This window comes from Photobacterium sp. GSS17, assembly GCF_028621875.1.
GTDB lineage: Bacteria > Pseudomonadota > Gammaproteobacteria > Enterobacterales > Vibrionaceae > Photobacterium > Photobacterium ganghwense.
This window is the reverse complement of sequence record NZ_CP117517.1, coordinates 3,081,045-3,104,302: the sequence shown is the minus strand read 5'-3', so window position 1 is coordinate 3,104,302 and position 23,258 is coordinate 3,081,045. Positions and strand designations below refer to the sequence as shown.

Sequence of the window (23,258 nt, the reverse complement as noted above, 5' to 3'; positions counted from 1 at the left end):
ATATGATGAAGAAAACGTTGATTGTACTGTCCTCTTTCCTCGCTGTCGCCGGACAGGCCAGTGCAGCCATGCAGTCTTGTTATACCGATGAGCCGGGGAGTGCGGCAGATATCCGTTTTCAGGATAACCGCAATGGTACGGTAACCGATTTAAAAACCCGCCTGGTTTGGCGTCGTTGCTTGGTTGGCACCACCTGGAATCAGGCAGACCAACGCTGTGAAGGCGAACCGACCGGATTTAAATGGAAAGCGGCGTTGTTCCATACTGAATACAATGAGCGAAATACTCAGTATGGCGGTTTGAATAACTGGCGTATCCCCAATATCAAAGAACTGGTTAGCCTGCGTGAAGTGGCCTGTATTGCACCGGCGGTCAACCTCAAGGCGTTCCCAAGTTTTATCAATACAGATAATGATAAGTGGGATCCCAAGCGAACCGTATGGTCAGCAACGCCGAATCAGACGAGTCAGGAAATTGCCACATTTGGCCTAAGTGAGGGGCTGGTGGTGCACTACGGTTTTCAGGATCATGAACTGGGTGTGTTGTTGGTCAGCGATGGGCAATAAAGACGGGCAATAAACAACGAATAAGCCGCAGCAATACGCTGCGGTTTTTTTGTTCTCTGGCGTTGGCTCTCTTTCGCCATTTATATTTATGATTTCTAGGCTTCTTTCTTGAGGCATCTTTTTCTGGGTTATTCAATTGTGTGGAGACGGCTGCAACTGAGGAGGAGAGATGGGCAGAAGTGAGGATATCACTGAGTGGTTGTTAACAGGCATAAAAAAAGCCTCGTCCGAAGACAAGGCTTTTTAAAGTGGCTCCCCCTGCTGGACTTGAACCAGCGACATACGGATTAACAGTCCGCCGTTCTACCGACTGAACTAAGGGGGAATTGTTTGCTATCGGACGCAATAATCACGCATCTGATGAAATATGGTGCCTCGAGGCGGAATCGAACCACCGACACGAGGATTTTCAATCCTCTGCTCTACCGACTGAGCTATCGAGGCAAAAGTAAAGCATTGCTTTACTTTGCAAATAATGGTGCCGACTACCGGAATCGAACTGGTGACCTACTGATTACAAGTCAGTTGCTCTACCTACTGAGCTAAGTCGGCACACGTTATTTTTTGTCCATCAGGATAAACCTGAGTGGAAATTTGGCTCCCCCTGCTGGACTTGAACCAGCGACATACGGATTAACAGTCCGCCGTTCTACCGACTGAACTAAGGGGGAATTGTTTGCTATCGGACGCGATAATTACGCATCTGATGAAATATGGTGCCTCGAGGCGGAATCGAACCACCGACACGAGGATTTTCAATCCTCTGCTCTACCGACTGAGCTATCGAGGCAAAAGTAAAGCGTTGCTTTACTTTGCAAATAATGGTGCCGACTACCGGAATCGAACTGGTGACCTACTGATTACAAGTCAGTTGCTCTACCTACTGAGCTAAGTCGGCACACGTTATTTTTTGTCCATCAGGGTAAACCTGATTGGAAATTTGGCTCCCCCTGCTGGACTTGAACCAGCGACATACGGATTAACAGTCCGCCGTTCTACCGACTGAACTAAGGGGGAATCAACTTTTTACGTTATGTTTAAGAGTTGAATCAGCGAAAGGATTGGCTGCTCGAGGCGACTGAATCGAATCACACGATCAACTTTTTACGTTATGTTGCTACCAGAGCACCATAATCAAAATTCATGGTGCCTCGAGGCGGAATCGAACCACCGACACGAGGATTTTCAATCCTCTGCTCTACCGACTGAGCTATCGAGGCAACGGAGCGCTATTAAACGGGTTTTCACTCTTTTCGTCAACCTCTTTTTCAGAAATTTTTGTGTTTATGTTTCGTTTGGTTGTTTTCTGAACGTTGTGGCCGATTTGTTGCTATTTCCTTGTCTATTAATCAAATTTTTCCCTGATTGAACTCTTTCTGAAAGCGCGTCACTTTCTGTAAATACCGCCTGGCTTCGGCTTTGGGATGCTTGTTGGTCAGTGCCCAATAAACCTGATTGGGTTGCAGGCGGTTTAAGTCGTTCATCGCCCGTTGCCGATCGCGGTGGAACGTATTTAAGACGCCGCCGGTACCACCGTTATAGGCGGAAATCATGCTGTAATGGAGCGACAGGGGATCGTTGACCGCTTTCAGGTACCGGGTTTTCAGCAGGTAAAAATAGGCCGTGCCGGTATCAATGTTTTTCGCCGGATCAAACAAATAGGCCGGGGTGGGTTTGCCCGATTTGTTCTTGACCAGCTTGAAGACATCAGCGCCTGCGGTATTCGGTACAACCTGCATCAGGCCATAAGCATTGGCATGGCTGACAGCATAGGGGTTGAAACTGCTCTCCGTTTTGATGATGGCGTAGATCAGATCTTCGGCAATGCCATAGCGGCGAGAGGCATCGCGAACTATGCTCGCGTACTTGTAACCGCGCTGATTGACGTGATCCGCGACCATCGGAATTTCCACATAGTAGACCTGATGAAAGCGCTCGGATCGTTTCTGCAGTTTGGCGTCGATCAGGTAGTCAGCAAACCGGTTCGCGCGCCAGCTCCATTCGATCGGTTTGCCTTCCTGATCGAGGATCTGGCCATAAAGGAATGGTTTTCCGTGCAGATCAATGGCGGAATCGGAGTACAGATCGACCCCGGCAGGATCATCCGGAGTCAGCAGGGTCGTCGCAATAGCGTCTTTCAGATGGCGGGTCGGATCTGTTTTGGCCACGGTTTCGACGATCACCACGCCGCGTTCAAAATCGACATGGGCCCGGCTCTGGTAGCCGTCGGTATATTTGACGTACTGACGCTTACTGGCGATGAGTGAATCATTGTCACCCCAATGGCGTTTGACCTGGCCACTGAACGAGTTGATCAAGCGGTCCAGAGCCGCCTCGTCCTTGGTGAACTGGCCGGGCAGCGGAGCCAGATTTTTAGCAAACCGGTTTGTGGTGGTGTAGTCGACGTCGTAAATTTTCTCGACAAACTCCCGGCTACAGCCGCTTAACAGCAGGACAGACAGAATTAGCGCGCGTACTTTCATGACACCCTGAAAATAAAAATGGCACCATTTGGAGATGCAAATGATGCCATTATCAATATGTTAGCGATGTTTGGCGAGCGAAAATGCCCGCCAAGGGCTTCAAATGTGACGCGATTTACTCGCTTGGCGGAGTGTAACCGTCGATGATCACATCCTGGCCTTCAAACAGAAACTTCACCATCTCAGTTTCCAGCAGCTTACGGTGCTCCGGATCCATCATGTTCAGCTTCTTCTCGTTGATCAGCATAGTTTGCTTGCCTTGCCACTCGGCCCAGGCTTCTTTCGAGATGTTGTCGAAAATACGCTTGCCCAGTTCGCCCGGGTACAGTTGGAAATCCAGGCCATCCGCTTCTTTCTTCAGGCGGGCGCAAAATACAGTACGGCTCATCGGGAAGCTCCTTAGTTAAATCTTTTTGAATTCGTCGCTCTTTATACCAGAGTGCAGCGACAGCATCTAGTTTTGCTGCCTGAGCTCGTAGCGCAGGCTTTCCAGGATCTGTTGCACCGGTGCCGCCAAGCCGATTTCGGCGGGTTGATTCAGGTTATACCACTGGCCGTGATACGCTTCGCTGACCATGTCAGGCAGTTGCGACAGGTGCATGCGAACCGGGACGATATCCAGGTGATAGTGACTGAAAGTGTGGCGGAAAGCGTGCAGTTGCTCGCTGGCACTGATCAGCGTGGTTTGCTGGCCTAAGCGCTGATCGACGATCTCATTCAGCTCATCGCTGTCATGCTGCGGGAAACACCACAACCCGCCCCAGATACCCGCCGGCGGACGTTTCTCCAGCCATACCTGTTCGCCATGCTGAAGAATGGCAAACCAGGCCTGTTTTTCAGGCAGGGTCTTCTTGGGCTTTTTGCCCGGAAAATCAGCCTGACGTCCCTGAACTTTAGCCTGACAAAGGTGCGCGACCGGGCACAGCTCACATTTGGGCTTGCTGCGGGTACAAATCATCGCCCCCATGTCCATCATCGCCTGGTTATAGCGTTCGACACCCGCCGCCGGGGTGTTGGCTTCCGCAATTTCCCACAGGCGATTCTCAACCGGTTTTTTGCCCGGCCAGCCTTCTACCGCGTAACAGCGGGCGAGGGTGCGCTTGACATTGCCATCAAGGATCGGATGGTGCTGCTTGAGTGACAGTGACAACACGGCCCCGGCGGTAGAGCGTCCGACACCGGGAAGTGCCATCACCTCTTCCAGCGTGGTCGGGAATTGGCCCTGATGGTGGTCAACGATATGCTTTGCGGCTTTGTGCAGGTTACGCGCCCGGGCGTAGTAGCCCAGCCCCGTCCACAGGTGCAGCACTTCGTCCTGCTCTGCCGCCGCCAGATCGGCTACCGTCGGGAAGCGTTCGAGAAAGCGTTCAAAATAGGGAATGACCGTCGCTACCTGAGTCTGCTGGAGCATAATCTCCGACAGCCACACTTTATACGGGGTTTTATTCTGTTGCCAGGGCAGGGTCTTCCGGCCGAATTTGTCATACCACGTTAAAATGGCATCTGAGAAGGTTTTGGTCACAGTTTCAAGCTCACTTTACTGACAGGCATGTTGGTCTGCCTTATTTTGAGCGTGATTGCACCACAAAGTCAGGTCGGCCGCAAACGATAGACTTGCACTTGCGCGATATCTTTGGATAATGCCGACGCTTAGTTTCTTTTCAGTTCTAGTGTAGGTATTACGATGAGCAAAGTTTCAAAAACCTCAGGCGAAGTCACCGTGTCTGAATTTAACGAAGACGGCAAGCTGATACGCAAAGTTCGTAGCTTTGTTCGTCGTGAAGGTCGACTGACAAAAGGGCAGGAGACGGCGCTGGAAACCAACTGGTCAGCAATGGGTATTGATTTTGCCAAGCAAATGCTGGACTGGAAAGAAGTCTACCACCGTGAAGCGCCAGTTGTACTGGAGATCGGTTTTGGTATGGGCGCATCGCTGGTAGAAATGGCGAAGAACGCACCGGAAAAGAACTTCATCGGCATTGAAGTGCACAGCCCGGGCGTGGGCGCATGCCTGATGGGTGCAGAAGAAGCGGGTCTGACTAACCTGCGCGTGATGTGTCACGATGCAGTAGAAGTGTTTGATTACATGATTCCGGACGGCAGCCTGGATACCGTTCAGCTGTTCTTCCCTGACCCATGGCACAAAGCTCGTCACCACAAGCGTCGTATCGTTCAGCCTGAGTTCGTTGAAATGGTGCGTAAAAAGCTGAAAATTGGTGGCATCTTCCACATGGCGACGGACTGGGAAAACTATGCCGAGCATATGGTGGAAGTGATGAACGTTGCGCCGGGTTACCGCAATACGGCAACCGATGGCGATTACATTCCGCGCCCGGAAGACCGCCCGCTGACCAAATTTGAAGCCCGTGGCCACCGTCTGGGTCACGGTGTGTGGGATATGAAGTTCGCGCGCACCGAATAAGCCGTAGAATGCTATTCCCGCCCGATAGTAGCGGGCGTACAATGATGAAAGAAGCCAACCTCGGGTTGGCTTTTTTAGCCTTGGAGAACCTGTAATGAAGCCTACTGAGCAGTTGCTTGATGAAATTCTGGATGAAGTTCGGCCGTTGATTGGTCAGGGGAAGGTGGCGGATTATATTCCGGCGCTGGCCGAGGTACCGGCGAATAAGCTGGGCATCGCGGTGTGTTATAACGACGGGGAAATTATCCAGGCAGGCGACAGTGAAGAAGGTTTTTCAATTCAGTCAATCTCTAAGGTGCTGAGCCTGACGCTGGCCATGACCCTGTACGAGCCGGAGGAAATCTGGCGCCGGGTCGGTAAAGAGCCGTCCGGTCATGCGTTTAACTCCATGATTCAGCTGGAGCTGGAAAACGGCATTCCGCGTAATCCTTTCATTAATGCTGGTGCCCTGGTGGTGTCGGATTTGCTGCACAGCCGCTTGTCGGCGCCACAATACCGCATGTTGGAGCTGGTACGCAGCCTGGCGCAGAACCCCTGCATTGTGTACGACAAGGTGGTGGCCAATTCGGAGATGCAGCACAGCGATCGCAACGCTTCGATTGCCTATCTGATGCGCTCGTTTGGTAACTTTGACAATGAAGTGATGCCGGTACTGACCAATTATTTCAGTTATTGTGCGCTGAAGATGAGTTGTGTCGATCTGGCGCGAACGTTCAGCTATCTTGCCAACAAAGGGCTTCCTTTAGGCGCAAAAAAAACGATCATCACCCAGACTCAGAGTAAGCAGATCAATGCGCTGCTGGCGACCTGTGGGCTGTACGACGGCGCAGGTGAGTTTGCGTACCGGGTCGGGATGCCGGGCAAATCCGGGGTCGGCGGCGGGATCATTGCGGTGGTGCCGGGCGAGATGACGATTGCTGTATGGTCGCCGGAGCTGGACCCATCCGGCAACTCGCTGGCCGGAACGGCGGCACTGGAGCTTCTGGCTGAACGGATTGGCCGTTCTATTTTCTGAGTTCAGTCACCTTGGCTGAACCTGTTTGGGGGATGCCTATGCTGTGTCTGAAACACGTCTGTTGTTCTGTTAACCAGCCTGAAAACCTGCGGCATGGACTGTCGCGCCGCGGGTTCTGTCTTTATCCTGTTTTCTCAGTTTTTGCATCGACTTTGGGCTCTTTCGGCCGCTGTGCTGAATTGCGTCCTGCTGCGGATGTAAGAGCTGGCTTGGCTGTGGTATCGCTGGTACTGGCTTTGTTTTCTGTTCCTGCAACGGCTCAGGGCGCAGAGGCGCTGGAAGACAGTCGCCAACCTGCTCTGAAGAGCAAGGTTGAGGACAAGAGCAACCCCCCGCTTTGTCAGTTGCAGTGGCACAATCCCGTTAGCCTGCAGGACGACAACCTGACTCTCGAACTGGGTGGGGAAACCTTCAAGATCACATCCACTGGCCAGCTCTATTTTGGTATCCATCCGGTTAAACTGAATCCGCAGCAAACGACGGTACTGGCTGAGTATCACCGACTGATGCAGGATGATTTGCCGTTTGTTCTGTCACATTCGCAGCTGATAGACGACGAGCTGTGCACGCGGATAGCGGCCAGACAAGCCAAAGAAGGGGAAATTCAGTCACTGATTCCGGCGCTCAGGCGCTGGCAGAGTGTTTCGCTCGGGGAGTAACAGAGCGGGTATTGCAGCTGAGCACACGCATCAGCTGCAATGATCCAGAGAAAAGTCCCTGAAAGGGATTACGCGTCGTCTTCGTCGTCGACAAAAGCGGCGAGCAGATCATTGAGGAACAGTTTTCCTTGTTCCGTGATTTGCCAGCTGTCGCCGTGATCCGCCAGATAGTTTTTCTCCAGCGCCCACTCAATCGGTCCGGCAATGCTTGCCAGCGGCAGGCCGGTTCGCTCCACGTAATCTTGTTTCGGGCACGCTTCAAGCAGCCGGAAACGGTTCATAAAGAACTCAAAGGGACGCTCGCCGGCGGCAACCTGAGTCTCCTGATCCAGGTATGGCTTGGCCTGATTCAGGTAGCCGCGCGGGTGCTTCACCTTGACCGTACGGGTAATCGTGCCGTCAGGGAAACTGATCTTCCCGTGGGCCCCACAGCCAATCCCCAGATAGTCACCAAAGCGCCAGTAATTGAGGTTGTGGCGGCATTGCACGCCCGGCTTGCTGTAGCCGGAAATCTCATATTGCACATAGCCAGCTTCGCGCAGCAACTCATGGCCCTGCTCGAAGATATCCCACAGATCATCATCATCCGGCAGTACCGGAGGCTTGGAGTAGAACAGGGTGTTCGGCTCAATGGTCAGCTGATACCACGACAGGTGCGGCGGGTTGAGTGCGATCGCCTGGCGCAGATCCGACAGGGCGTCTTCGACACTCTGATCCGGCAGGCCGTGCATCAAATCGATGTTGAAGCTGTTGAGCCCGGCCTCTTCGGCCAGCCCTGCCGCCCGAATGGCTTCCTGGCTGCCGTGAATGCGACCCAGGCGTTTGAGCTTCTCATCCTGAAAACTCTGCACCCCGATAGAAATGCGGTTGACCCCCGCTTGGCGGTAGGCCGTAAACCGTCCGGCTTCCACCGTCCCCGGGTTGGCTTCCATGGTGATTTCAATGTCGTCACTGAACGGAATGCGCGCTTTAACCGCCTCAAGTAACCGGCCGATTTCAGCCGGTGCGATCAGGCTTGGCGTGCCGCCACCAATGAAGATTGAGTGCAGCGGGCGCGTGCTGTTCTCCAGCCCGTACGCGGCCAGATCTGTGTCCAGATCGTCGATCAGGGCGTCGATGTAATCCAGCTCCGGAATGTCAGCCTTGAGGGCGTGGGAGTTGAAATCACAGTACGGGCATTTCTGCACACACCATGGAATGTGGATGTACAGGCTCAGTGGCGGTGGAACAAGCATAGCGTCAGGCATCCTTCAGGGCAGCGAACAGCTTCGACAGAGCCTGGCCGCGGTGCGAAAGTTGTTTCTTGCGTGCCGGAGCCAGCTCGGCTGAGGAGCACTGATCTTCCGGTACCCAGAAAATCGGGTCGTAGCCAAAACCGTTTTCGCCGCGGGTCTCGGTCAGGATGCTGCCTTCCCAGGTTCCGTGGCAAACCAGCGGTGTTGGGTCGTCAGCGTGACGCATCATGACCAGCACGCAATGGAAACGGGCGGTGCGCTGCTCTTCCGGCACGCCGTCCATTGCTGCGAGCAGCTTTTGCAGGTTGTCTTCATCAGAGGCCTCTTCTCCGGCAAAGCGCGCGGAGTAGATCCCCGGTGCACCCTGCAGGAAGTCGACTTCCAGGCCAGAGTCGTCGGCAATAGCCGGCAGGCCGGTTTCTTTGGCAGCGTGACGAGCCTTGATAATGGCATTTTCGATAAAGGTGGTGCCGGTTTCAGCGACTGATGACACGTTGTAATCGCTCTGGGCAACAACATCAAAACCAAAGTCTGCCAGCAGGCTGGCCATTTCTCTGACTTTGCCCTGATTCCCGGTAGCCAGTACCAATTTGCTCATCACAGTTCCTCGCAAGGGTTGAAAGAGGCGCTATCTTATCTTACTGCCCGGAAATTGAAAGGGGCCGTTGCGGCCCCTGTCGTGGATGTGGTTCAGTCAACAAAGAAGGTTTGCTGGAAGGCCAGGTTGCCGCTGGCGCCAGTGGCATGAATTTCAATCGAGAAATTAAAGCTTTCCTCGTTGGCGTGCTTGATTTCCGCGATGTAGTAAATGGCCTCGCCCTCGCGCACTTCGCGGAAAGAGAGATTTTTCACGCTGCCCAGTAGGTTTTTGGCAGTCCCGCTCAGGACGGCCTGAACCGCGGGTTTACCCGGCTGGCTGCTGTCGAGCACGGTAATGTTGATGACGGCAGAGTAGCGGCTGCGCTGAATCTTGTAAGTGCTGGCGATATCCGGTGTGAGGAAGGTGGAAGGAAAGCTGGAGTAATGCACTTCCAGATTACGGATTTGCTTGGTTTGTTCGGCACTGGCTGGCAGGGCAGTGAGTAGAGAGGCCAGTAAAAGTGCCATCAGGCTGAAAAATCGAGTCATATTATTATCCTTCTTGAACGCCACAGGTGGGAACCGAACCCTACCAGCCATGTGGGCATGTGTCCTTTAGTATAGTTGAGATAGCAGTCAGCCCGGCGCCGAAACGGCCGCCGGGCTGACTGGATAAGCAGTGTTACAGCAGGGTGGTGATGGTGTCGGGGATTTCTCGTGGCGCTTCAATCAGCACCTGCTTATGGCGTCCGAGTTCCCCTTTCTCGATAACGACCTGTCCCTTGGCGACGCGGAACAACTTGGCCAGGTACTTGGTCAGGTGGGCGTTGGCCTTACCATCAACCGGTGGTGCTGTAATGGCCACTTTCAGCTCGTCGCCGTGCAGGCCAACCAGCTGATCGCGGCTGGCTTTCGGCTGAATATACAACCGAAGCCGCAAATCATCACCACTGCGTGTTACTGCCTGCGTGGTCATAGTTGGTACCAGATTGGCCCCACCATGTCACCAATCAGCATATTGGCGAACTGCAGACCGATAAACAGAATCAGTACACTTAGATCCAGGCCGCCCATCGACGGAATCACCCGGCGAATCGGTGCGGTCATTGGTTCTGTCAGCTGGTGCATGACGTATTCGATCGGGCTGCGGCCCTGGCTTACCCAGCTCAGGATTGCGCGTAGCAGCAATACCCAGAACACCAGGCCACCGGCTGCTTTAAGGAGCGACAGCGCGCCGACCCACAGGTATTCGGGGGTCAGGAGCAGACCACCGCCGAGCACCAACTGGAGCACCACAAATTTCGCCATACTCAGGAGATAAGCCAGCAGCAGGGTTGCCATATCCAGCGAGCCGATAGACGGGATCAGGCGGCGCAGCGGGCCGACAATCGGCTGAGTTGCTTTCACGATGAACTGGGAAAACGGGTTATAGAAGTCCGCTCGTACCCACTGAAGCCAGATACGCAGCAGGACCACCATGATAAAGAGGTCGAACAGAGTACTGACGAGAAAACCAAGTGCATTCATAATTTACTAAACCTTAAAATAGCTTTTCCATCTCTTGGGCGCGGGCTACCGCAGCACGCATTGCTTTGGCTACGGTATCACTAAGCTGCTCTTCATTAAATGTGCGGATTGCTTCCGCCGTGGTGCCGCCTTTTGACGTCACCTGCTCACGCAGGGTCGACAGTTCAATATCCGGATTCGCGACGACCATTTCAGCGGCGCCCAGGGCTGCTTGCTGAACCAGCAGGCGGGCTTGCTCAGAACTGAACCCTTGCTTGACGGCTTCAGCCTGCATCGCTTCCATGAACAGGAAGAAATAAGCCGGTGCACTGCCTGCAGCAGCAATAATACCGTTGATTGCTGATTCTTGCTCTACCCAACAGATCTCACCGACAGCTTTCATTAAGTTACCGGCAAATTGGCGATCGTTCGGATTCAGATCCGGTGAGGCGTACAGGCCGCTCATGCCTTTGCCGATCAAAGACGGCGTGTTTGGCATCACACGGACCAGATTCAGACGGGTGGCCAGCATCTCATTGAGACGTGCTGCGCTGATCCCGGCGGCGATCGATATCACCAGCTTGCCGGAAAAGTCGAGGATCTGAAGTGGGCGGCAGACATCTTCCATCAGCTGCGGTTTCACGGCCAGAACAATCACGTCGGCCTCAGAAGCCGCCTGCAGGTTATTGTCAGTGGTGTGAATTCCATAATCGCGGGCCAGCGGCTCACGTCGCTCAGGGCTGGGTGCTGTCGCGGTGATTTTCTCCGGTGCGTAACCGCTAACCACCAGACCGGCAATGATAGAGCGGGCCATGTTACCGGCGCCGATAAAAGCAATGGTGCGTTGTTCCATGTTCATTCCTTATGAGGGTGCTGGACCGGGAAGGGTAAAACGGGTGTCCTTCCTGGACGAATTATACCTAGATTGTTTCTGATACGGTTTGCGGATGCGACGGCGTGTGACCTTTGTCCTTTCCCGTTTGGCTGACGGTGCCGCTTGGCATCTGCTGTTCCATCCTTTGTTTGCATCAGAGCTTGCGGGAACACGTTCCTTTCAGCCGTTTTTGTCTGTGGCGTTTCACAGTAAAACGCCACAGTCAGGGCGTTACTGGGACGTCTTCTCGCCGTAGTCACGAGCGCCGAAAATGGCGGTACCGATACGCACTATGGTACTGCCGGCCGCCACGGCGGCGTCCAGATCGCCGCTCATTCCCATCGACAGGGTATCCATCTGCGGATGGCGCGTTTTCAGGGTCTGCATGGCATCCGCCAGGCTCTGGAACGCAGTCAACTGGCTGTCATAGTCATCCGCTTTTTCCGGAATCGACATCAGACCGCGCAGCACCAGATTCGGCATGGCGGCCACTTCATCGGCCAGGGCGGCCAGTTCAGCAAAGGCCAGGCCGGACTTCGTGGTTTCACCGCTGGTGTTAACCTGCAGCAGGACATTCAGCGGAGCCATGTCAGCCGGGCGTTGTTCACTCAGGCGGCGGGCAATTTTGGCGCGATCGACGGAATGGACCCAGTCAAAATGCTCGGCAATCGGCCGGGTTTTGTTGGACTGAATCGGCCCGATGAAATGCCAGCTCAGTGCCGCTGCGTTCTCGCTATCGGCAAAATGCTGAATTTTTTCAACACCTTCCTGGACATAGTTTTCACCAAATGCCCGCTGACCGGCGGCAATGGCTTCTTCGATTGCGGCAATAGGTTTGGTTTTGCTTACCGCCAGCAGTTGCACGGAATCGACTGGTCGACCGCATTTTTCTGCCGCCAGGCCAATCTGAGAGATGACCTGTTCAATGTTTTGTTTGATACTACTCATAATTGATTCTGTTGGGAAAATTTATGGATATCACCGAACTACTGGACTTTAGTGTAAAGCATAATGCCTCGGATCTGCACCTCTCTGCGGGAGTTCCGCCGATGATTCGGGTAGATGGCGATGTTCGTAAACTGAGCTTGCCATCACTGGAGCACAGTGAAGTACACCGCTTGGTGTTTGACATTATGAACGATGCCCAGCGGCGCGAGTTTGAAGAAAAGCTCGAAGTCGATTTCTCGTTCGAGCTGCCGGACGTCGGGCGGTTTCGTGTGAATGCCTTTCATCAGTCACGGGGATGCGCAGCGGTTTTCCGAACCATCCCGGTGCATGTGCCGACACTGGAATCACTGAAAGTGCCGGACATATTCTATCAGATCGCCCAATGCCAGCGCGGGCTGGTGCTGGTTACCGGGGCAACCGGCTCCGGTAAATCCACCACGATTGCTGCGCTGGTCGATTACATCAATGAAAACTATAACCGCCATATCCTGACGATTGAAGATCCGGTGGAGTTTGTTCACCACGGCAAACGTTGCCTGATTAACCAGCGTGAAGTACACCGCGATACCCACAGTTTCCACAATGCACTGCGATCTTCCCTGCGTGAAGACCCGGATGTGATTGTGGTGGGGGAATTGCGCGATCAGGAAACCATCAGTCTGGCGCTGACCGCGGCAGAAACCGGCCACCTTGTGCTGGGCACTCTGCACACCAGCTCGGCGGCCAAAACCGTCGATCGGATCATTGATGTCTTCCCGGGGAACGACAAGGCGATGGTGCGTTCTATGTTGTCTGAGTCGCTGCGGGCGGTGGTATCGCAGAGCCTGCTTAAATGTACCAGCGGAGGCCGAATTGCGGCTCATGAAGTCATGATGGCGACCCCGGCTATCCGTAACCTGATCCGCGAAGACAAAGTGGCCCAGATGTATTCCATGATCCAGACCGGCTCATCCGTCGGGATGCAGACCATGGAGCAAAGTGTCCGGATGCTGGTGGCTCAGGGGCAGGTTGAGGCGGAAGAAGGACGCCGGGTCGTCGACAACGCGTTTGCGCAGTTTTAATCATTTCGTTTCCCGGGAGGGGATATGACATTACAGGATGCGCTGAATGAAATGGTCAGCAGCAAAGCCTCCGATTTGTACATCACGGTGGAAGCGCCATGTCTGCTGAAAATCGACGGTAACCTGCACCCGCTGGGGCAGGCGCTGGATCGCCCGGCGATTGACCGGATGTTCAGCGAAGCCATGGACGATGCGTTGTATCAGGAGTTTTGTGCCACTAAAGAAGCAAACTTTGCGCTGGTACGCGGCGAGTATCGGTTCCGGGTCAGTGCCTTCTGGCAGCGGGAACTGCCGGGCATGGTGATCCGGCGGATTGAAACCGATATCCCTGACATTTTTGCCCTTAACTTGCCGATGGACATGCAGAAGATGGCACTGGCGAAACGGGGGCTGGTGCTGGTGGTCGGGGCGACCGGCTCGGGCAAATCTACGTCACTGGCGGCGATGACCGGCTACCGTAATGCCAACCGTAGCGGTCACATTCTGACGGTGGAAGATCCGATTGAGTTCGTGCACAAGCACAATAAGTGCATCGTGACCCAGCGCGAAGTCGGCCTGGATACGGAGAGCTACGAGGTGGCGCTGAAGAACTCGCTGCGCCAGGCTCCTGACATGATTCTGATTGGCGAAATCCGGACCCGGGAAACCATGGAATATGCCATGAACTTTGCCGAAACCGGGCACCTGTGTATGGCGACCTTGCATGCCAATAATGCCAACCAGGCGTTGGAGCGTATTCTCCATCTGGTTCCGAAAGAGCGGCGGGATCAGTTTCTGTTCGATTTATCACTGAACCTGAAATGTATTCTGGCTCAGCAGCTGATCCCGGATGCCCACGGTATGGGACGGCACGGTGCCTTTGAGCTGTTGATCAACACGCCACGGGTTGCGGATCTGATCCGTCGGGGTGAGCTGCACGAAATCAAGGACACCATGGCGAAATCAGCCCAGTCGGGGATGATGACGTTTGATCAGTCTCTGTATGACCTCTATAGCGCCGGCAAGATCACGGAGCAGGACGCTTTGCACCATGCCGATTCGGCCAACGATCTGCGACTGATGATTAAAGTCGGCAACAAACATCATCAGGCAAACAGCAGCTTGGATGGGGTCACGATCGATATGGACTGAGTCGGTATTAAAAAGCTTACTATGTGCAAAAAGCTTTAGGGTTACTATGATCCTAAAGCTTTTTTTATTGCCATGATGTTTTTAATTATCTGATTTTAAAGATTTTGTGTTGTTTTTTATTTTGGCTGTACAGCTTGTGGAGCTTTTGGGTTCCTGTAGTCAAAAAGCTGTACAGGCTGATCAGGCCGCAGAACACGCGGGATCAGGATGATCGGTGCAGATCCATTTTTTCGCTGTGTGGCTAGAGGGTGAGCAAAGTGAGAAAAGCTGTACACTGGGGTTTGTGCTCGATCAACCCGCGTTTGAGATTGAACATCAAAGACGAGTATTTGAAGACGAGCTGACTGTTGCGATTAGGCTGAGACTGGGTGAGTAACCATTTGGGTAGGGCGTAATCTGGGAGTGAGAGAAGTGGTGGCCGCTGAGCGCAGCGATAACAAACAGGCCCTGATGGGCCTGCAGATAGTCAGTGTTAGCGGGGAGTGCGAAAGCAGAATGCGGGGATTAGCCGTACTGTTGTTCAAACCAGCTTTCGAGGATCACGACCGCTGACTGAGAGTCGATATTTCCTTTGCTCAGGTTACGATAGCCGCCACGATCGAACAGATCCGAGCGGGCTTCAGCGGTGCTCAGGCGCTCATCGTGTAACTCGACCTGGCAACCGAATCGGCCGTGCAGGCGGTTAGCAAATTTTTTCGCGCGCGGTGTAATGGCTTCCAGTTCGCCACCGTGCATATCCAGCGGCAGGCCGACGACCACTAAATCCGGTTGCCACTCCTTGAGCAGCTTTTCAATGTCATCCCAATTAGGGATGCCGTCGCGAGCCTTTAGAGCTGCCAATGGATTGGCAGTACCGGTCAGTTCCTGGCCGATAGCCACACCGATGCTTTTGGTGCCGTAGTCAAATGCTAAAACAGTACGAGACTGGCTCATGCATGTCCTTTATCTGTCGAGAGGTGAGTAGAGGTAATGCCCAGTTTGGCAATGGCTTTATTCCAGCGCTCATGAATCGGGGTGTTAAATACCAGATCCGGATCGGCTTCAATGGTCAGCCAGGAGTTGTCAGCCAGCTCTTGTTCCAGCTGACCGGCATCCCAACCGGCATAGCCGAGGGCAACCAGAAAGTTGTCCGGCGATTCGCGGGTACCCAGCAGCGACAGGATGTCTTTGGAGGTCGTGACGGACACCTGATCGGTAATGTTTATGCTGGAGCTGAGATCGTCGCCAATCCGGTTGTGCAACACGAAGCCACGGTCAGCCGCGACCGGACCGCCGTTGAAAACCGGTTGTTCCAGGCTGGCCGGGTTCTGAACAGGCAGCTCGCGGTCAATGTCAATTTGTTCAAGCATGTTGCCCACGGAAATCTCAATAGGCAGGTTGATCACAATCCCCATCGCGCCTTCATCGTTATGCTCGCAGATATACACGACGCTGCCTTTGAAGTTTGGATCCTGTAGTTGGGGCATCGCAACCAGAAAGTGATTGGTCAAATTCATTGGAGTACCTATTACTTAAGCTGCTTCTTTAAAGTATGCCGAGTAATTGACAGAAATGGTATTTAAATGACGAGGTGAGAGCCGGCCTCACGCAGCCCGTGGGCTGCGTGGGAGTGCGAAAAGGAGGAGCTTATGCCTGGTTCAGGCGGCGCTCAATCGCATCCATCAGTTTGCCGGTGATGGAGATATCAAAGGCCGCTTCGATTTCTCGAATACAGGTCGGGCTGGTCACGTTGATTTCTGTCAGCTTGTCGCCAATCACGTCCAGACCGACAAAGATCAGGCCTTTTTCTTTCAGCACCGGTGCAACGGTTTCCGCAATCTTGCGGTCTGTGTCGCTGATTGGACGTGGTTCGCCACGACCACCGGCGGCCAGGTTGCCACGGGTTTCGCCTTCGGCTGGAATACGCGCCAAGCAGTATGGCATTGGCTCACCGTCAACCACCAGAATACGCTTGTCACCGTTACTGATGTCAGGCACGAAAGTCTGCGCCATGCAGTAGTTCTGACCGTGGTTGGTCAAGGTTTCGATGATCACCGACACGTTCGGGTCATTTTTCATGACGCGGAAGATGGATGAGCCACCCATGCCGTCCAGCGGTTTCAGGATCACGTCACCGTGCTCCTGCTGGAATGCACGAATCTTGTCGGCGCGACGGGTTACAATGGTGGTCGGGGTTAGTTCCGGGAACCAAGCGGTGAACAGCTTTTCGTTGCAGTCACGCAGGCTTTGCGGTTTGTTGACAACCAGTGTGCCTTGTTCTTCTGCTCGCTCCAGAATGTAGGTCGCGTAAATGTATTCGGTATCGAACGGCGGATCTTTACGCATCAGTACCACATCCAGCTCAGACAGGGCAATTTCCTGCTCGCCGTGGAATTCGAACCAGCCGTTCGGATCTTCTTTCAGGCTAACCACACGGGTACGGGCAATGGCCTTGCCTTGTTCCAGCGACAGGTCGTTCATTTCCATGTAGTGGATTTCCCAGCCGCGGCGCTGGGCTTCCAACATCATGGCAAAGCTGGAATCTTTCTTAATGTTGATGGACTCGATAGGGTCCATCACGATACCCAGTTTGATCATTGGTTTCTCCTAAGTTTGTCTTCCCGAGGGTTAGCCGAGATCGCCGAAGCGAACCTGCAGGGCTGTAATGGCGGTCATGGCAGCCGTTTCAGTGCGCAGGACACGAGGACCCAGCAGGATTTCATCAAATTGGTAGGTTTCTGTCATGCTGATTTCTTCAGCGGACAGACCGCCTTCCGGACCAATCAGCAGGCGTACCTTACTGACAGGTGCTGGCAGGGTGTTAATTGAGTAACTGGCTCGTGGGTGCAGGTTCAGCTTCAGGCCGTCGTACGGCTCGCTGCACCAGTCTTCCAGTTTCATGATCGGGCGGATTTCCGGCACGCGGTTACGGCCGCACTGCTCGCAGGCGCTGATGGCGATCTTCTGCCATTGCTGCAATTTTTTATCGAAGCGATCGGCGTTAAGTTTGACGCCGCAACGTTCAGAAATCAGCGGGGTAATCGTGTTGACCCCCAGCTCGACAGATTTCTGAATCGTAAATTCCATTTTTTCACCACGAGAAATCACTTGGCCGAGGTGGATATCCAGCGGGGATTCCACGCTGTTTTCACGACGTTCCTGAATGTCGACTTCCACACTTTTCTTGCTGGCGTTACTGATAATGGCTGGAAACTCAGCATTGCTGCCATCAAACAGCAGGACTTCCTGGCCAACTTGCATGCGCATGACCCGGCCAACGTGGTTGGCGGCTTCTTCACTGAGCATGATGATACCTGAAGCCGGCAGGGTTTCAGGGTGATAAATTCGTGGGATTCTCATGGCTGATTGGTCATCGTTTTCATCTAGTCTGGCAGCATTATACGAAGGATTGCTGCCTCATGGTACAGAGATGGATGCCGTGCCTCGGAAAAACAAGGGCAAAGTGGATTTGTTTTTGTTGTCCGCCATCTCCCGTGCCATCAGCAGGAAAAAAGGCCAGTGTATTCACGACGCTGGCCCTGATGCGGTTTTTCGACTCGCCAAAGGCGGTTTCAGTCTCGCTGAGCGCTGGCGGAGCGGGCGGTTACAGTCCTTTTGCCTGACACAACGGCTGAACGTAAGGGTTGTGGTTACTCTGGATTTTGGCAATTCGACGGTCGCGTTCACATTCCCATTCGGTCACGGCGTACTGTCGGTTCCAGGCTTCCATCAACTGGCGCTGCTGGCGGGACAGACGGAACGGGTAGGTGTCACTCATATAGAGATAAGTGCGGGCAATCGGCCCCCGACTGGCTGGTGGTGGATCGGCTCGTTTCTGGCTGAAGTCCACCTTCATCTCACACTGGCCGTAATTGGCGCCGTTGGTACCGTTCCAGGGCATAAAGCTGAAGTTGGAACGGTCACCGTTCACTTCGCCGATTGCCGGAGTCAGGTTATGCAGATCGGCTTCCATCCGGCGGAACTGGGCGCTGCTCTGGCAGGCTTTGCGGCCGCCTTCTTGCCAGCACTGAAGCTGGTGGCCAAATTGCCAGGCCGGCACCACGTGTTCCCATTCGATACGGTTTGCCCGGTTGGGTTGTTTGCGGACTTCATAGCCGCAGCTGGCTAGATCCGGAATCCCTTTTTTGCCCTGCCAGGTGATGTCACAGCCGCAGTAAAAGCTGACCGGATGATCCTGATAAATGCCGATAGCCAGTTTTTTGGCTTGGCTGAATGAGGTTGGATGGGCTGCCAGTGCGGAAACTGGCGCAAGCAGGCTGATCAGCAGCCAGGAAGAGGGACGACGCATGCCTTTCCTTATTCTGAAAATGAGGGCGACAAGCCTATCATCTGGCTGATTTTTTGGAACTACTTCACAGTAAGTTTTGTGTTATTTACATTCGGCAATAGCAATAGCAATAGCAATAGCAGCAGGGGGGCTGAGTGGCAGAACATCCGCGGTGGTTTGTATACCTACGCTTATCGGAATTACGGAATAACCGGAAGGGATAGCTTAATGCTGTCACAGACGGCTTTTGACACCAGGTGTGATAACGACAACTTTTCAGCTCAGGCGCAGTTGGCTGCCGCATCGGCGACAGTGATATACCGCCTGACCGCGGACGATTTTGTTGTGGCGGCGAACGGTCATCTGGTGCTCGCTGCACTGACAGCGGTAGATAAAAGTCTGCCCCTGCAAGGAAGAAATATCAAAGCTGTGTGTGGTGCGGGGGGCAACGCCAAACACGTTGTGCATGACGCCTTGCCATTCCCGGCCATGCGGACGGACCCGGCCAAACAGCTTAAAGACCACCAGATGAGCCACTTCGTGCGGAACGACTTCATCAAGAAAAGCCTGTGGATTTTCAGCCAGCAGCACAGGGTTAAACCTGACTTCCCAACCCTGTAACCTCGCACTTCCTGCGATTTTTCCCCGTTGTTTGAAATTGACGACGGGCAGGGGGAAATGCTGGTTAAGGTGCCGGTTGGCCTGATGGATACAGGACTCGACCTTGGCGATCACCGTTTGCTGTAATGGGGTCATAACAATGGGCTATTAGGCGGTGTGCGTTAACGAATCTACGCGGGAGTATAGGGGAGAGGATAACAAAAAAGGAAGCCTAAGCTTCCTTTTCGTATCTTTCCTGTGTCGGAGACTGCTGGCTCCGGAGTGACATGCTTATTTGATGTTTGCGAACTCGCGCAGCATCTCAGCTTTGTCAGTTTTTTCCCATGGGAATTCTTCACGACCGAAGTGGCCGTAAGCCGCCGTTTTCTTGTACATTGGCTTCAGCAAATCCAGCATTTCGATCAGGCCGTATGGGCGCAGGTCGAAGTGTTGACGTACTGCTTCAACGATGATGTCGTGAGCCACTTTCTCAGTACCGAACGTTTCGACCATGATCGATGTTGGATCTGCGACACCGATAGCGTAAGACAGCTGGATTTCACAACGGTCAGCCATGCCGGCCGCAACGATGTTCTTCGCCACATAACGAGCCGCGTAAGCTGCAGAACGGTCAACTTTCGATGGATCTTTACCAGAGAATGCGCCGCCACCGTGACGAGCTGCACCGCCGTAGGTATCAACGATGATCTTACGACCAGTCAGACCACAGTCACCCATTGGACCACCGATAACGAAACGGCCGGTTGGGTTAATGAAGTATTTGGTGTCTTTCGTCAGCCACTCGCTTGGCAGAACCGGCTTGATGATTTCTTCCATCACCGCTTCCTGCAGCACTGGCAGTTCGATGCTGTCACAGTGTTGAGTTGACAGAACAACGGCATCAATACCCACGATTTTGCCTTGGTCGTAGGCAAAAGTGACTTGGCTTTTTGCATCCGGACGAAGCCATGGCAGGGCGCCGTTTTTACGCACTTTCGCCTGACGCTCTACCAGACGGTGGGCGTAAGTAACCGGTGCTGGCATCAGCACGTCAGTTTCGTTACAGGCATAGCCAAACATGATGCCCTGGTCGCCAGCACCCAGTTCACGTGGGTCTTCACGGTCAACACCCTGGTTGATATCCGGAGACTGTTTGCCGATTGCGCTCAGAACGGCACATGAGTTTGCATCGAAGCCCATGTCAGAGTGAACGTAGCCGATTTCACGTACGGTATCACGGGTCAGTTCTTCGATATCAACCCAAGCAGACGTTGTGATTTCACCAGCAACCATTACCATGCCGGTTTTTACGTAAGTCTCACACGCAACACGTGCTTTTGGATCTTGTTCTAAGATCGCATCCAATACTGCATCCGAAATCTGATCGGCAATTTTATCTGGATGGCCTTCTGACACAGACTCAGAAGTAAACAGGTGCTTCGCCATGAGCGCTCCCACAAAGTAATGTTAAAAATGGATGATGTTGGGCTCTATACCGCAGGTTGGAGATTGACATCGTATAAGGATGTACGTTCGTATGTATAGAGCTACCTCCGTCTAGACGTCTATGATACCTCTGCTCGCCGTAGAAAATCAACAATACGAAGGGTATGGGTTTGCGTTTATTCGCAGGCAAACGTTTCCGTGTTTAGGGTGAAATTACAGGTGGTTGGCCATTAGTATCGCCCATTTTGTTGATATTCGTGTTTATTTTGGCAGGAAATCGTTTGCAGATAGCCGCCAGACTTTGCGACAATACATGCCCGCCGAATACCGGTTAGTCTGGTTACCCTAAAACCAGGCTACTCCATCATAACGTCTACGAATTTCTGGAGCAGACATGTCTTCTCGTAAAGAACTTGCCAATGCAATCCGCGCCCTGAGTATGGATGGTGTGCAACAAGCTAACTCTGGCCACCCGGGTGCCCCAATGGGGATGGCTGATATTGCTGAAGTCCTGTGGCGTGGCCACCTGAACCACAACCCTCAGAACCCTCAGTGGGCTGATCGCGACCGTTTCGTCCTGTCGAACGGCCACGGCTCGATGCTGATTTACTCTCTGCTTCACCTGACCGGTTACGATCTGTCTATCGATGATCTGAAAAACTTCCGTCAGCTGCACTCGAAAACCCCGGGTCACCCTGAGTACGGTTACGCACCGGGTATCGAAACGACGACTGGTCCGCTGGGTCAGGGCATCACCAACGCCGTAGGTATGGCGATTGCGGAAAAAGCACTGGCTGCGCAGTTCAACAAAGACGGCCATGACATCGTTGACCACTTCACCTACGTGTTCATGGGCGACGGCTGTCTGATGGAAGGCATCTCTCACGAAGCGTGCTCACTGGCCGGTACTCTGGGGCTGGGCAAACTGATCGCATTCTGGGATGACAACGGCATCTCTATCGACGGTCACGTGGAAGGCTGGTTCTCCGACGACACACCAAAACGTTTTGAAGCATACGGCTGGCACGTTATTCCAGCGGTTGACGGTCACGATTCTGACGCGATCAACGCGGCAATCGAAGCGGCGAAAGCCGACCCTCGTCCAACCCTAATTTGTACTAAGACCATCATCGGTTTCGGCTCACCAAACAAAGCAGGCTCACACGACTGTCACGGTGCACCACTGGGCCACGACGAAATCGCGGCTGCCCGTGAATTCCTGGGCTGGAACCACGGTCCGTTTGAAATCCCGGCAGACATCTACGCTGAGTGGGATGCAAAAGAAGCGGGCGCTGCCAAAGAAGCAACCTGGAACGACAAGTTCGCGGCGTACCAAGCGGCTTACCCTGAGCTGGCTGCCGAGTACAAGCGCCGTGTCAACGGTGAGCTGCCAGCGAACTGGGAAGAAGCGACCAGCGCAATCATTGCTGAGCTGCAAGCCAACCCAGCGAACATCGCATCCCGTAAAGCGTCTCAAAACGCGCTGGAAGCGTTCGGTAAACTGCTGCCGGAATTCATGGGCGGTTCTGCAGACCTGGCACCGTCTAACCTGACCATGTGGTCTGGCTCGAAGTCTCTGGAAGCGGGTGACTTCTCGGGTAACTACATCCATTACGGTGTACGTGAATTCGGCATGACTGCGATCATCAACGGTATCGCCCTGCACGGCGGTTTCGTGCCTTACGGTGCCACCTTCCTGATGTTCATGGAATACGCCCGTAACGCAATGCGCATGGCCGCTCTGATGAAAATTCAGAACATCCAAGTGTACACGCACGACTCTATTGGTCTGGGTGAAGACGGCCCGACGCACCAGCCGGTTGAGCAAATGGCGTCTCTGCGCCTGACGCCGAACATGAGCACATGGCGTCCGTGTGACCAGGTTGAATCTGCGGTTGCCTGGAAACTGGCTATCGAGCGTAAAGACGCGCCATCAGCGCTGATCTTCTCGCGTCAGAACCTGGCGCAGCAAGAGCGCTCTGAGGTTCAGGTGGCTGACATCGCGAAGGGTGGTTACATCCTGAAAGATTGTGCCGGCAAACCTGAGCTGATCCTGATCGCGACCGGCTCTGAAGTGGAGCTGGCTGTGAACGCAGCAGCGGAACTGACTGCCGAAGGCAAGCTGGTTCGCGTGGTCTCTATGCCATCGACTGACACGTTCGACAAGCAAGACGCGGCATACCGCGAAGCGGTGCTGCCATCTGACGTGACAGCACGTATCGCTATCGAAGCGGGAATCGCAGATTTCTGGTACAAATACGTCGGTTTCGACGGCCGCATCATCGGTATGACCAGCTTCGGTGAATCTGCACCGGCTGGCCAACTGTTCGAAATGTTCGGCTTTACCACTGAGAATGTCGTCAGCACAGCGAAAGAGCTACTGGCGTAATTTAGCGGGTAAATATACGGTGGCTTAAGGGCTACAGTATTTATTTCGAAGGATGAAAAAAAGACCTCTTCACGAGG

24 protein-coding genes and 8 tRNA genes are annotated in these 23,258 nt (G+C 53.7%); 7 read left to right on the top strand and 25 right to left on the bottom strand.

The window, feature by feature from the left end; all coding sequences use genetic code 11:
• Window positions 1-2 precede the first annotated feature (2 nt).
• Window positions 3-566, top strand: coding sequence for an Lcl C-terminal domain-containing protein (locus tag PGW97_RS14100; protein ID WP_217393458.1), 564 nt, complete (start codon window positions 3-5; stop codon window positions 564-566).
• 249 nt (window positions 567-815) lie between these two features.
• Here PGW97_RS14100 and PGW97_RS14095 read toward each other — a convergent pair.
• From PGW97_RS14095 to mutY, 11 genes are all read right to left on the bottom strand, one after another.
• A tRNA-Asn gene (locus PGW97_RS14095) sits at window positions 816-891 on the bottom strand.
• A 43-nt stretch (window positions 892-934) separates the two neighbouring features.
• Window positions 935-1,010 (bottom strand) — tRNA-Phe (locus PGW97_RS14090).
• A 32-nt stretch (window positions 1,011-1,042) separates the two neighbouring features.
• A tRNA-Thr gene (locus PGW97_RS14085) sits at window positions 1,043-1,118 on the bottom strand.
• Between the two features lie 43 nt (window positions 1,119-1,161).
• Window positions 1,162-1,237, bottom strand: a tRNA-Asn gene (locus PGW97_RS14080).
• A 43-nt stretch (window positions 1,238-1,280) separates the two neighbouring features.
• Window positions 1,281-1,356 (bottom strand) — tRNA-Phe (locus tag PGW97_RS14075).
• A gap of 32 nt (window positions 1,357-1,388) precedes the next feature.
• Window positions 1,389-1,464 (bottom strand) — tRNA-Thr (locus PGW97_RS14070).
• A 43-nt stretch (window positions 1,465-1,507) separates the two neighbouring features.
• A tRNA-Asn gene (locus PGW97_RS14065) sits at window positions 1,508-1,583 on the bottom strand.
• Between the two features lie 127 nt (window positions 1,584-1,710).
• Window positions 1,711-1,786 (bottom strand) — tRNA-Phe (locus PGW97_RS14060).
• A 129-nt stretch (window positions 1,787-1,915) separates the two neighbouring features.
• Complete coding sequence (gene mltC / locus PGW97_RS14055; RefSeq protein ID WP_047887456.1) at window positions 1,916-3,049, bottom strand: membrane-bound lytic murein transglycosylase MltC; 1,134 nt, start codon at window positions 3,047-3,049, stop codon at window positions 1,916-1,918.
• 115 nt (window positions 3,050-3,164) lie between these two features.
• Window positions 3,165-3,437 carry an oxidative damage protection protein gene (locus PGW97_RS14050; protein WP_047887455.1) on the bottom strand — a complete coding sequence of 91 codons (273 nt, stop codon included), beginning with the start codon at window positions 3,435-3,437 and terminating at the stop codon, window positions 3,165-3,167.
• Between the two features lie 66 nt (window positions 3,438-3,503).
• Window positions 3,504-4,571, bottom strand: coding sequence for an A/G-specific adenine glycosylase (gene mutY / locus PGW97_RS14045; protein ID WP_273857532.1), 1,068 nt, complete (start codon window positions 4,569-4,571; stop codon window positions 3,504-3,506).
• A gap of 162 nt (window positions 4,572-4,733) precedes the next feature.
• Between mutY and trmB the strand changes: the two genes are divergently transcribed.
• The 3 genes from trmB to PGW97_RS14030 all read left to right on the top strand — a co-directional run bounded on the left by trmB (window position 4,734) and on the right by PGW97_RS14030 (window position 7,145).
• On the top strand, window positions 4,734-5,471 hold the full coding sequence (trmB, locus tag PGW97_RS14040; RefSeq protein ID WP_047887453.1) for a tRNA (guanosine(46)-N7)-methyltransferase TrmB: 738 nt from the start codon (window positions 4,734-4,736) through the stop codon (window positions 5,469-5,471).
• A 94-nt stretch (window positions 5,472-5,565) separates the two neighbouring features.
• On the top strand, window positions 5,566-6,486 hold the full coding sequence (gene glsB, locus PGW97_RS14035; RefSeq protein WP_047887452.1) for a glutaminase B: 921 nt from the start codon (window positions 5,566-5,568) through the stop codon (window positions 6,484-6,486).
• Between the two features lie 209 nt (window positions 6,487-6,695).
• On the top strand, window positions 6,696-7,145 hold the full coding sequence (locus PGW97_RS14030; RefSeq protein ID WP_273857531.1) for a hypothetical protein: 450 nt from the start codon (window positions 6,696-6,698) through the stop codon (window positions 7,143-7,145).
• Between the two features lie 68 nt (window positions 7,146-7,213).
• Here PGW97_RS14030 and hemW read toward each other — a convergent pair whose 3' ends face one another.
• The 7 genes from hemW to PGW97_RS13995 form a co-directional block, all read right to left on the bottom strand.
• The gene (hemW, locus tag PGW97_RS14025) at window positions 7,214-8,380 is read right to left on the bottom strand and encodes a radical SAM family heme chaperone HemW (RefSeq protein WP_273857530.1); all 1,167 of its coding nucleotides are present in this window, start codon (window positions 8,378-8,380) and stop codon (window positions 7,214-7,216) included.
• A 4-nt stretch (window positions 8,381-8,384) separates the two neighbouring features.
• The gene (locus tag PGW97_RS14020; RefSeq protein WP_217394154.1) at window positions 8,385-8,978 is read right to left on the bottom strand and encodes an XTP/dITP diphosphatase; all 594 of its coding nucleotides are present in this window, start codon (window positions 8,976-8,978) and stop codon (window positions 8,385-8,387) included.
• Window positions 8,979-9,070: 92 nt separating this feature from the next.
• Window positions 9,071-9,508, bottom strand: coding sequence for a DUF4426 domain-containing protein (locus tag PGW97_RS14015; RefSeq protein WP_047887449.1), 438 nt, complete (start codon window positions 9,506-9,508; stop codon window positions 9,071-9,073).
• Between the two features lie 133 nt (window positions 9,509-9,641).
• Complete coding sequence (gene yggU, locus PGW97_RS14010; protein ID WP_273857529.1) at window positions 9,642-9,935, bottom strand: DUF167 family protein YggU; 294 nt, start codon at window positions 9,933-9,935, stop codon at window positions 9,642-9,644.
• On the bottom strand, window positions 9,932-10,486 hold the full coding sequence (locus PGW97_RS14005; RefSeq protein WP_047887447.1) for a YggT family protein: 555 nt from the start codon (window positions 10,484-10,486) through the stop codon (window positions 9,932-9,934). The genes yggU and PGW97_RS14005 overlap by 4 nt, the downstream gene beginning before the upstream one ends.
• A 13-nt stretch (window positions 10,487-10,499) precedes the next feature.
• Window positions 10,500-11,318 carry a pyrroline-5-carboxylate reductase gene (gene proC, locus PGW97_RS14000; protein ID WP_273857528.1) on the bottom strand — a complete coding sequence of 273 codons (819 nt, stop codon included), beginning with the start codon at window positions 11,316-11,318 and terminating at the stop codon, window positions 10,500-10,502.
• Between the two features lie 252 nt (window positions 11,319-11,570).
• Window positions 11,571-12,287 carry a YggS family pyridoxal phosphate-dependent enzyme gene (locus tag PGW97_RS13995; RefSeq protein ID WP_273857527.1) on the bottom strand — a complete coding sequence of 239 codons (717 nt, stop codon included), beginning with the start codon at window positions 12,285-12,287 and terminating at the stop codon, window positions 11,571-11,573.
• A 23-nt stretch (window positions 12,288-12,310) separates the two neighbouring features.
• Here PGW97_RS13995 and PGW97_RS13990 point away from each other — a divergent pair, with 23 nt between their 5' ends.
• Together PGW97_RS13990 and PGW97_RS13985 are read left to right on the top strand one after the other, a co-directional pair.
• Window positions 12,311-13,348 carry a type IV pilus twitching motility protein PilT gene (locus tag PGW97_RS13990; protein ID WP_217394146.1) on the top strand — a complete coding sequence of 346 codons (1,038 nt, stop codon included), beginning with the start codon at window positions 12,311-12,313 and terminating at the stop codon, window positions 13,346-13,348.
• Between the two features lie 24 nt (window positions 13,349-13,372).
• Entirely contained in the window at window positions 13,373-14,479 is a 1,107-nt protein-coding gene (locus PGW97_RS13985) for a PilT/PilU family type 4a pilus ATPase (RefSeq protein WP_047887443.1), read from the top strand.
• A 504-nt stretch (window positions 14,480-14,983) separates the two neighbouring features.
• Here PGW97_RS13985 and ruvX read toward each other — a convergent pair.
• From ruvX to metK, 7 genes are all read right to left on the bottom strand, one after another.
• Window positions 14,984-15,412: a Holliday junction resolvase RuvX gene (gene ruvX, locus PGW97_RS13980; protein ID WP_217394142.1), complete on the bottom strand. Its 429-nt coding sequence runs from the start codon at window positions 15,410-15,412 to the stop codon at window positions 14,984-14,986.
• On the bottom strand, window positions 15,409-15,975 hold the full coding sequence (locus PGW97_RS13975) for a YqgE/AlgH family protein (RefSeq protein ID WP_047887441.1): 567 nt from the start codon (window positions 15,973-15,975) through the stop codon (window positions 15,409-15,411). The genes ruvX and PGW97_RS13975 overlap by 4 nt, the downstream gene beginning before the upstream one ends.
• Before the next feature lie 130 nt (window positions 15,976-16,105).
• Entirely contained in the window at window positions 16,106-17,056 is a 951-nt protein-coding gene (gene gshB, locus PGW97_RS13970) for a glutathione synthase (RefSeq protein WP_207103469.1), read from the bottom strand.
• Window positions 17,057-17,086: 30 nt separating this feature from the next.
• Entirely contained in the window at window positions 17,087-17,818 is a 732-nt protein-coding gene (gene rsmE, locus PGW97_RS13965) for a 16S rRNA (uracil(1498)-N(3))-methyltransferase (RefSeq protein WP_047887439.1), read from the bottom strand.
• 244 nt (window positions 17,819-18,062) lie between these two features.
• Entirely contained in the window at window positions 18,063-18,767 is a 705-nt protein-coding gene (gene endA / locus PGW97_RS13960) for a deoxyribonuclease I (protein WP_217394135.1), read from the bottom strand.
• A 255-nt stretch (window positions 18,768-19,022) separates the two neighbouring features.
• The gene (locus PGW97_RS13955) at window positions 19,023-19,502 is read right to left on the bottom strand and encodes a SprT family zinc-dependent metalloprotease (RefSeq protein WP_273857526.1); all 480 of its coding nucleotides are present in this window, start codon (window positions 19,500-19,502) and stop codon (window positions 19,023-19,025) included.
• 135 nt (window positions 19,503-19,637) lie between these two features.
• Window positions 19,638-20,792, bottom strand: a complete 1,155-nt coding sequence (gene metK, locus PGW97_RS13950) for a methionine adenosyltransferase (RefSeq protein ID WP_273857525.1) — start codon at window positions 20,790-20,792, stop codon at window positions 19,638-19,640.
• A 394-nt stretch (window positions 20,793-21,186) separates the two neighbouring features.
• On the opposite strand from metK, the gene tkt reads away from it, so the two are divergent.
• A complete protein-coding gene (gene tkt / locus PGW97_RS13945; RefSeq protein ID WP_107193909.1) occupies window positions 21,187-23,181 on the top strand; it encodes a transketolase in 1,995 nt (664 codons plus the stop codon).
• Window positions 23,182-23,258: the final 77 nt, after the last annotated feature.

What these genes read in the sequence shown, in the direction of transcription:
- PGW97_RS14100 (WP_217393458.1), top strand. Translation starts at nt 3, where the DNA reads ATGATGAAGAAAACGTTGATTGTACTGTCCTCTTTCCTCGCTGTCGCC.
- mltC (WP_047887456.1), bottom strand. Translation starts at nt 3,049, where the DNA reads ATGAAAGTACGCGCGCTAATTCTGTCTGTCCTGCTGTTAAGCGGCTGT.
- PGW97_RS14050 (WP_047887455.1), bottom strand. Translation starts at nt 3,437, where the DNA reads ATGAGCCGTACTGTATTTTGCGCCCGCCTGAAGAAAGAAGCGGATGGC.
- trmB (WP_047887453.1), top strand. Translation starts at nt 4,734, where the DNA reads ATGAGCAAAGTTTCAAAAACCTCAGGCGAAGTCACCGTGTCTGAATTT.
- glsB (WP_047887452.1), top strand. Translation starts at nt 5,566, where the DNA reads ATGAAGCCTACTGAGCAGTTGCTTGATGAAATTCTGGATGAAGTTCGG.
- hemW (WP_273857530.1), bottom strand. Translation starts at nt 8,380, where the DNA reads ATGCTTGTTCCACCGCCACTGAGCCTGTACATCCACATTCCATGGTGT.
- PGW97_RS14020 (WP_217394154.1), bottom strand. Translation starts at nt 8,978, where the DNA reads ATGAGCAAATTGGTACTGGCTACCGGGAATCAGGGCAAAGTCAGAGAA.
- PGW97_RS14015 (WP_047887449.1), bottom strand. Translation starts at nt 9,508, where the DNA reads ATGACTCGATTTTTCAGCCTGATGGCACTTTTACTGGCCTCTCTACTC.
- yggU (WP_273857529.1), bottom strand. Translation starts at nt 9,935, where the DNA reads ATGACCACGCAGGCAGTAACACGCAGTGGTGATGATTTGCGGCTTCGG.
- PGW97_RS14005 (WP_047887447.1), bottom strand. Translation starts at nt 10,486, where the DNA reads ATGAATGCACTTGGTTTTCTCGTCAGTACTCTGTTCGACCTCTTTATC.
- proC (WP_273857528.1), bottom strand. Translation starts at nt 11,318, where the DNA reads ATGGAACAACGCACCATTGCTTTTATCGGCGCCGGTAACATGGCCCGC.
- PGW97_RS13995 (WP_273857527.1), bottom strand. Translation starts at nt 12,287, where the DNA reads ATGAGTAGTATCAAACAAAACATTGAACAGGTCATCTCTCAGATTGGC.
- PGW97_RS13990 (WP_217394146.1), top strand. Translation starts at nt 12,311, where the DNA reads ATGGATATCACCGAACTACTGGACTTTAGTGTAAAGCATAATGCCTCG.
- PGW97_RS13985 (WP_047887443.1), top strand. Translation starts at nt 13,373, where the DNA reads ATGACATTACAGGATGCGCTGAATGAAATGGTCAGCAGCAAAGCCTCC.
- ruvX (WP_217394142.1), bottom strand. Translation starts at nt 15,412, where the DNA reads ATGAGCCAGTCTCGTACTGTTTTAGCATTTGACTACGGCACCAAAAGC.
- PGW97_RS13975 (WP_047887441.1), bottom strand. Translation starts at nt 15,975, where the DNA reads ATGAATTTGACCAATCACTTTCTGGTTGCGATGCCCCAACTACAGGAT.
- gshB (WP_207103469.1), bottom strand. Translation starts at nt 17,056, where the DNA reads ATGATCAAACTGGGTATCGTGATGGACCCTATCGAGTCCATCAACATT.
- rsmE (WP_047887439.1), bottom strand. Translation starts at nt 17,818, where the DNA reads ATGAGAATCCCACGAATTTATCACCCTGAAACCCTGCCGGCTTCAGGT.
- endA (WP_217394135.1), bottom strand. Translation starts at nt 18,767, where the DNA reads ATGCGTCGTCCCTCTTCCTGGCTGCTGATCAGCCTGCTTGCGCCAGTT.
- PGW97_RS13955 (WP_273857526.1), bottom strand. Translation starts at nt 19,502, where the DNA reads ATGACCCCATTACAGCAAACGGTGATCGCCAAGGTCGAGTCCTGTATC.
- metK (WP_273857525.1), bottom strand. Translation starts at nt 20,792, where the DNA reads ATGGCGAAGCACCTGTTTACTTCTGAGTCTGTGTCAGAAGGCCATCCA.
- tkt (WP_107193909.1), top strand. Translation starts at nt 21,187, where the DNA reads ATGTCTTCTCGTAAAGAACTTGCCAATGCAATCCGCGCCCTGAGTATG.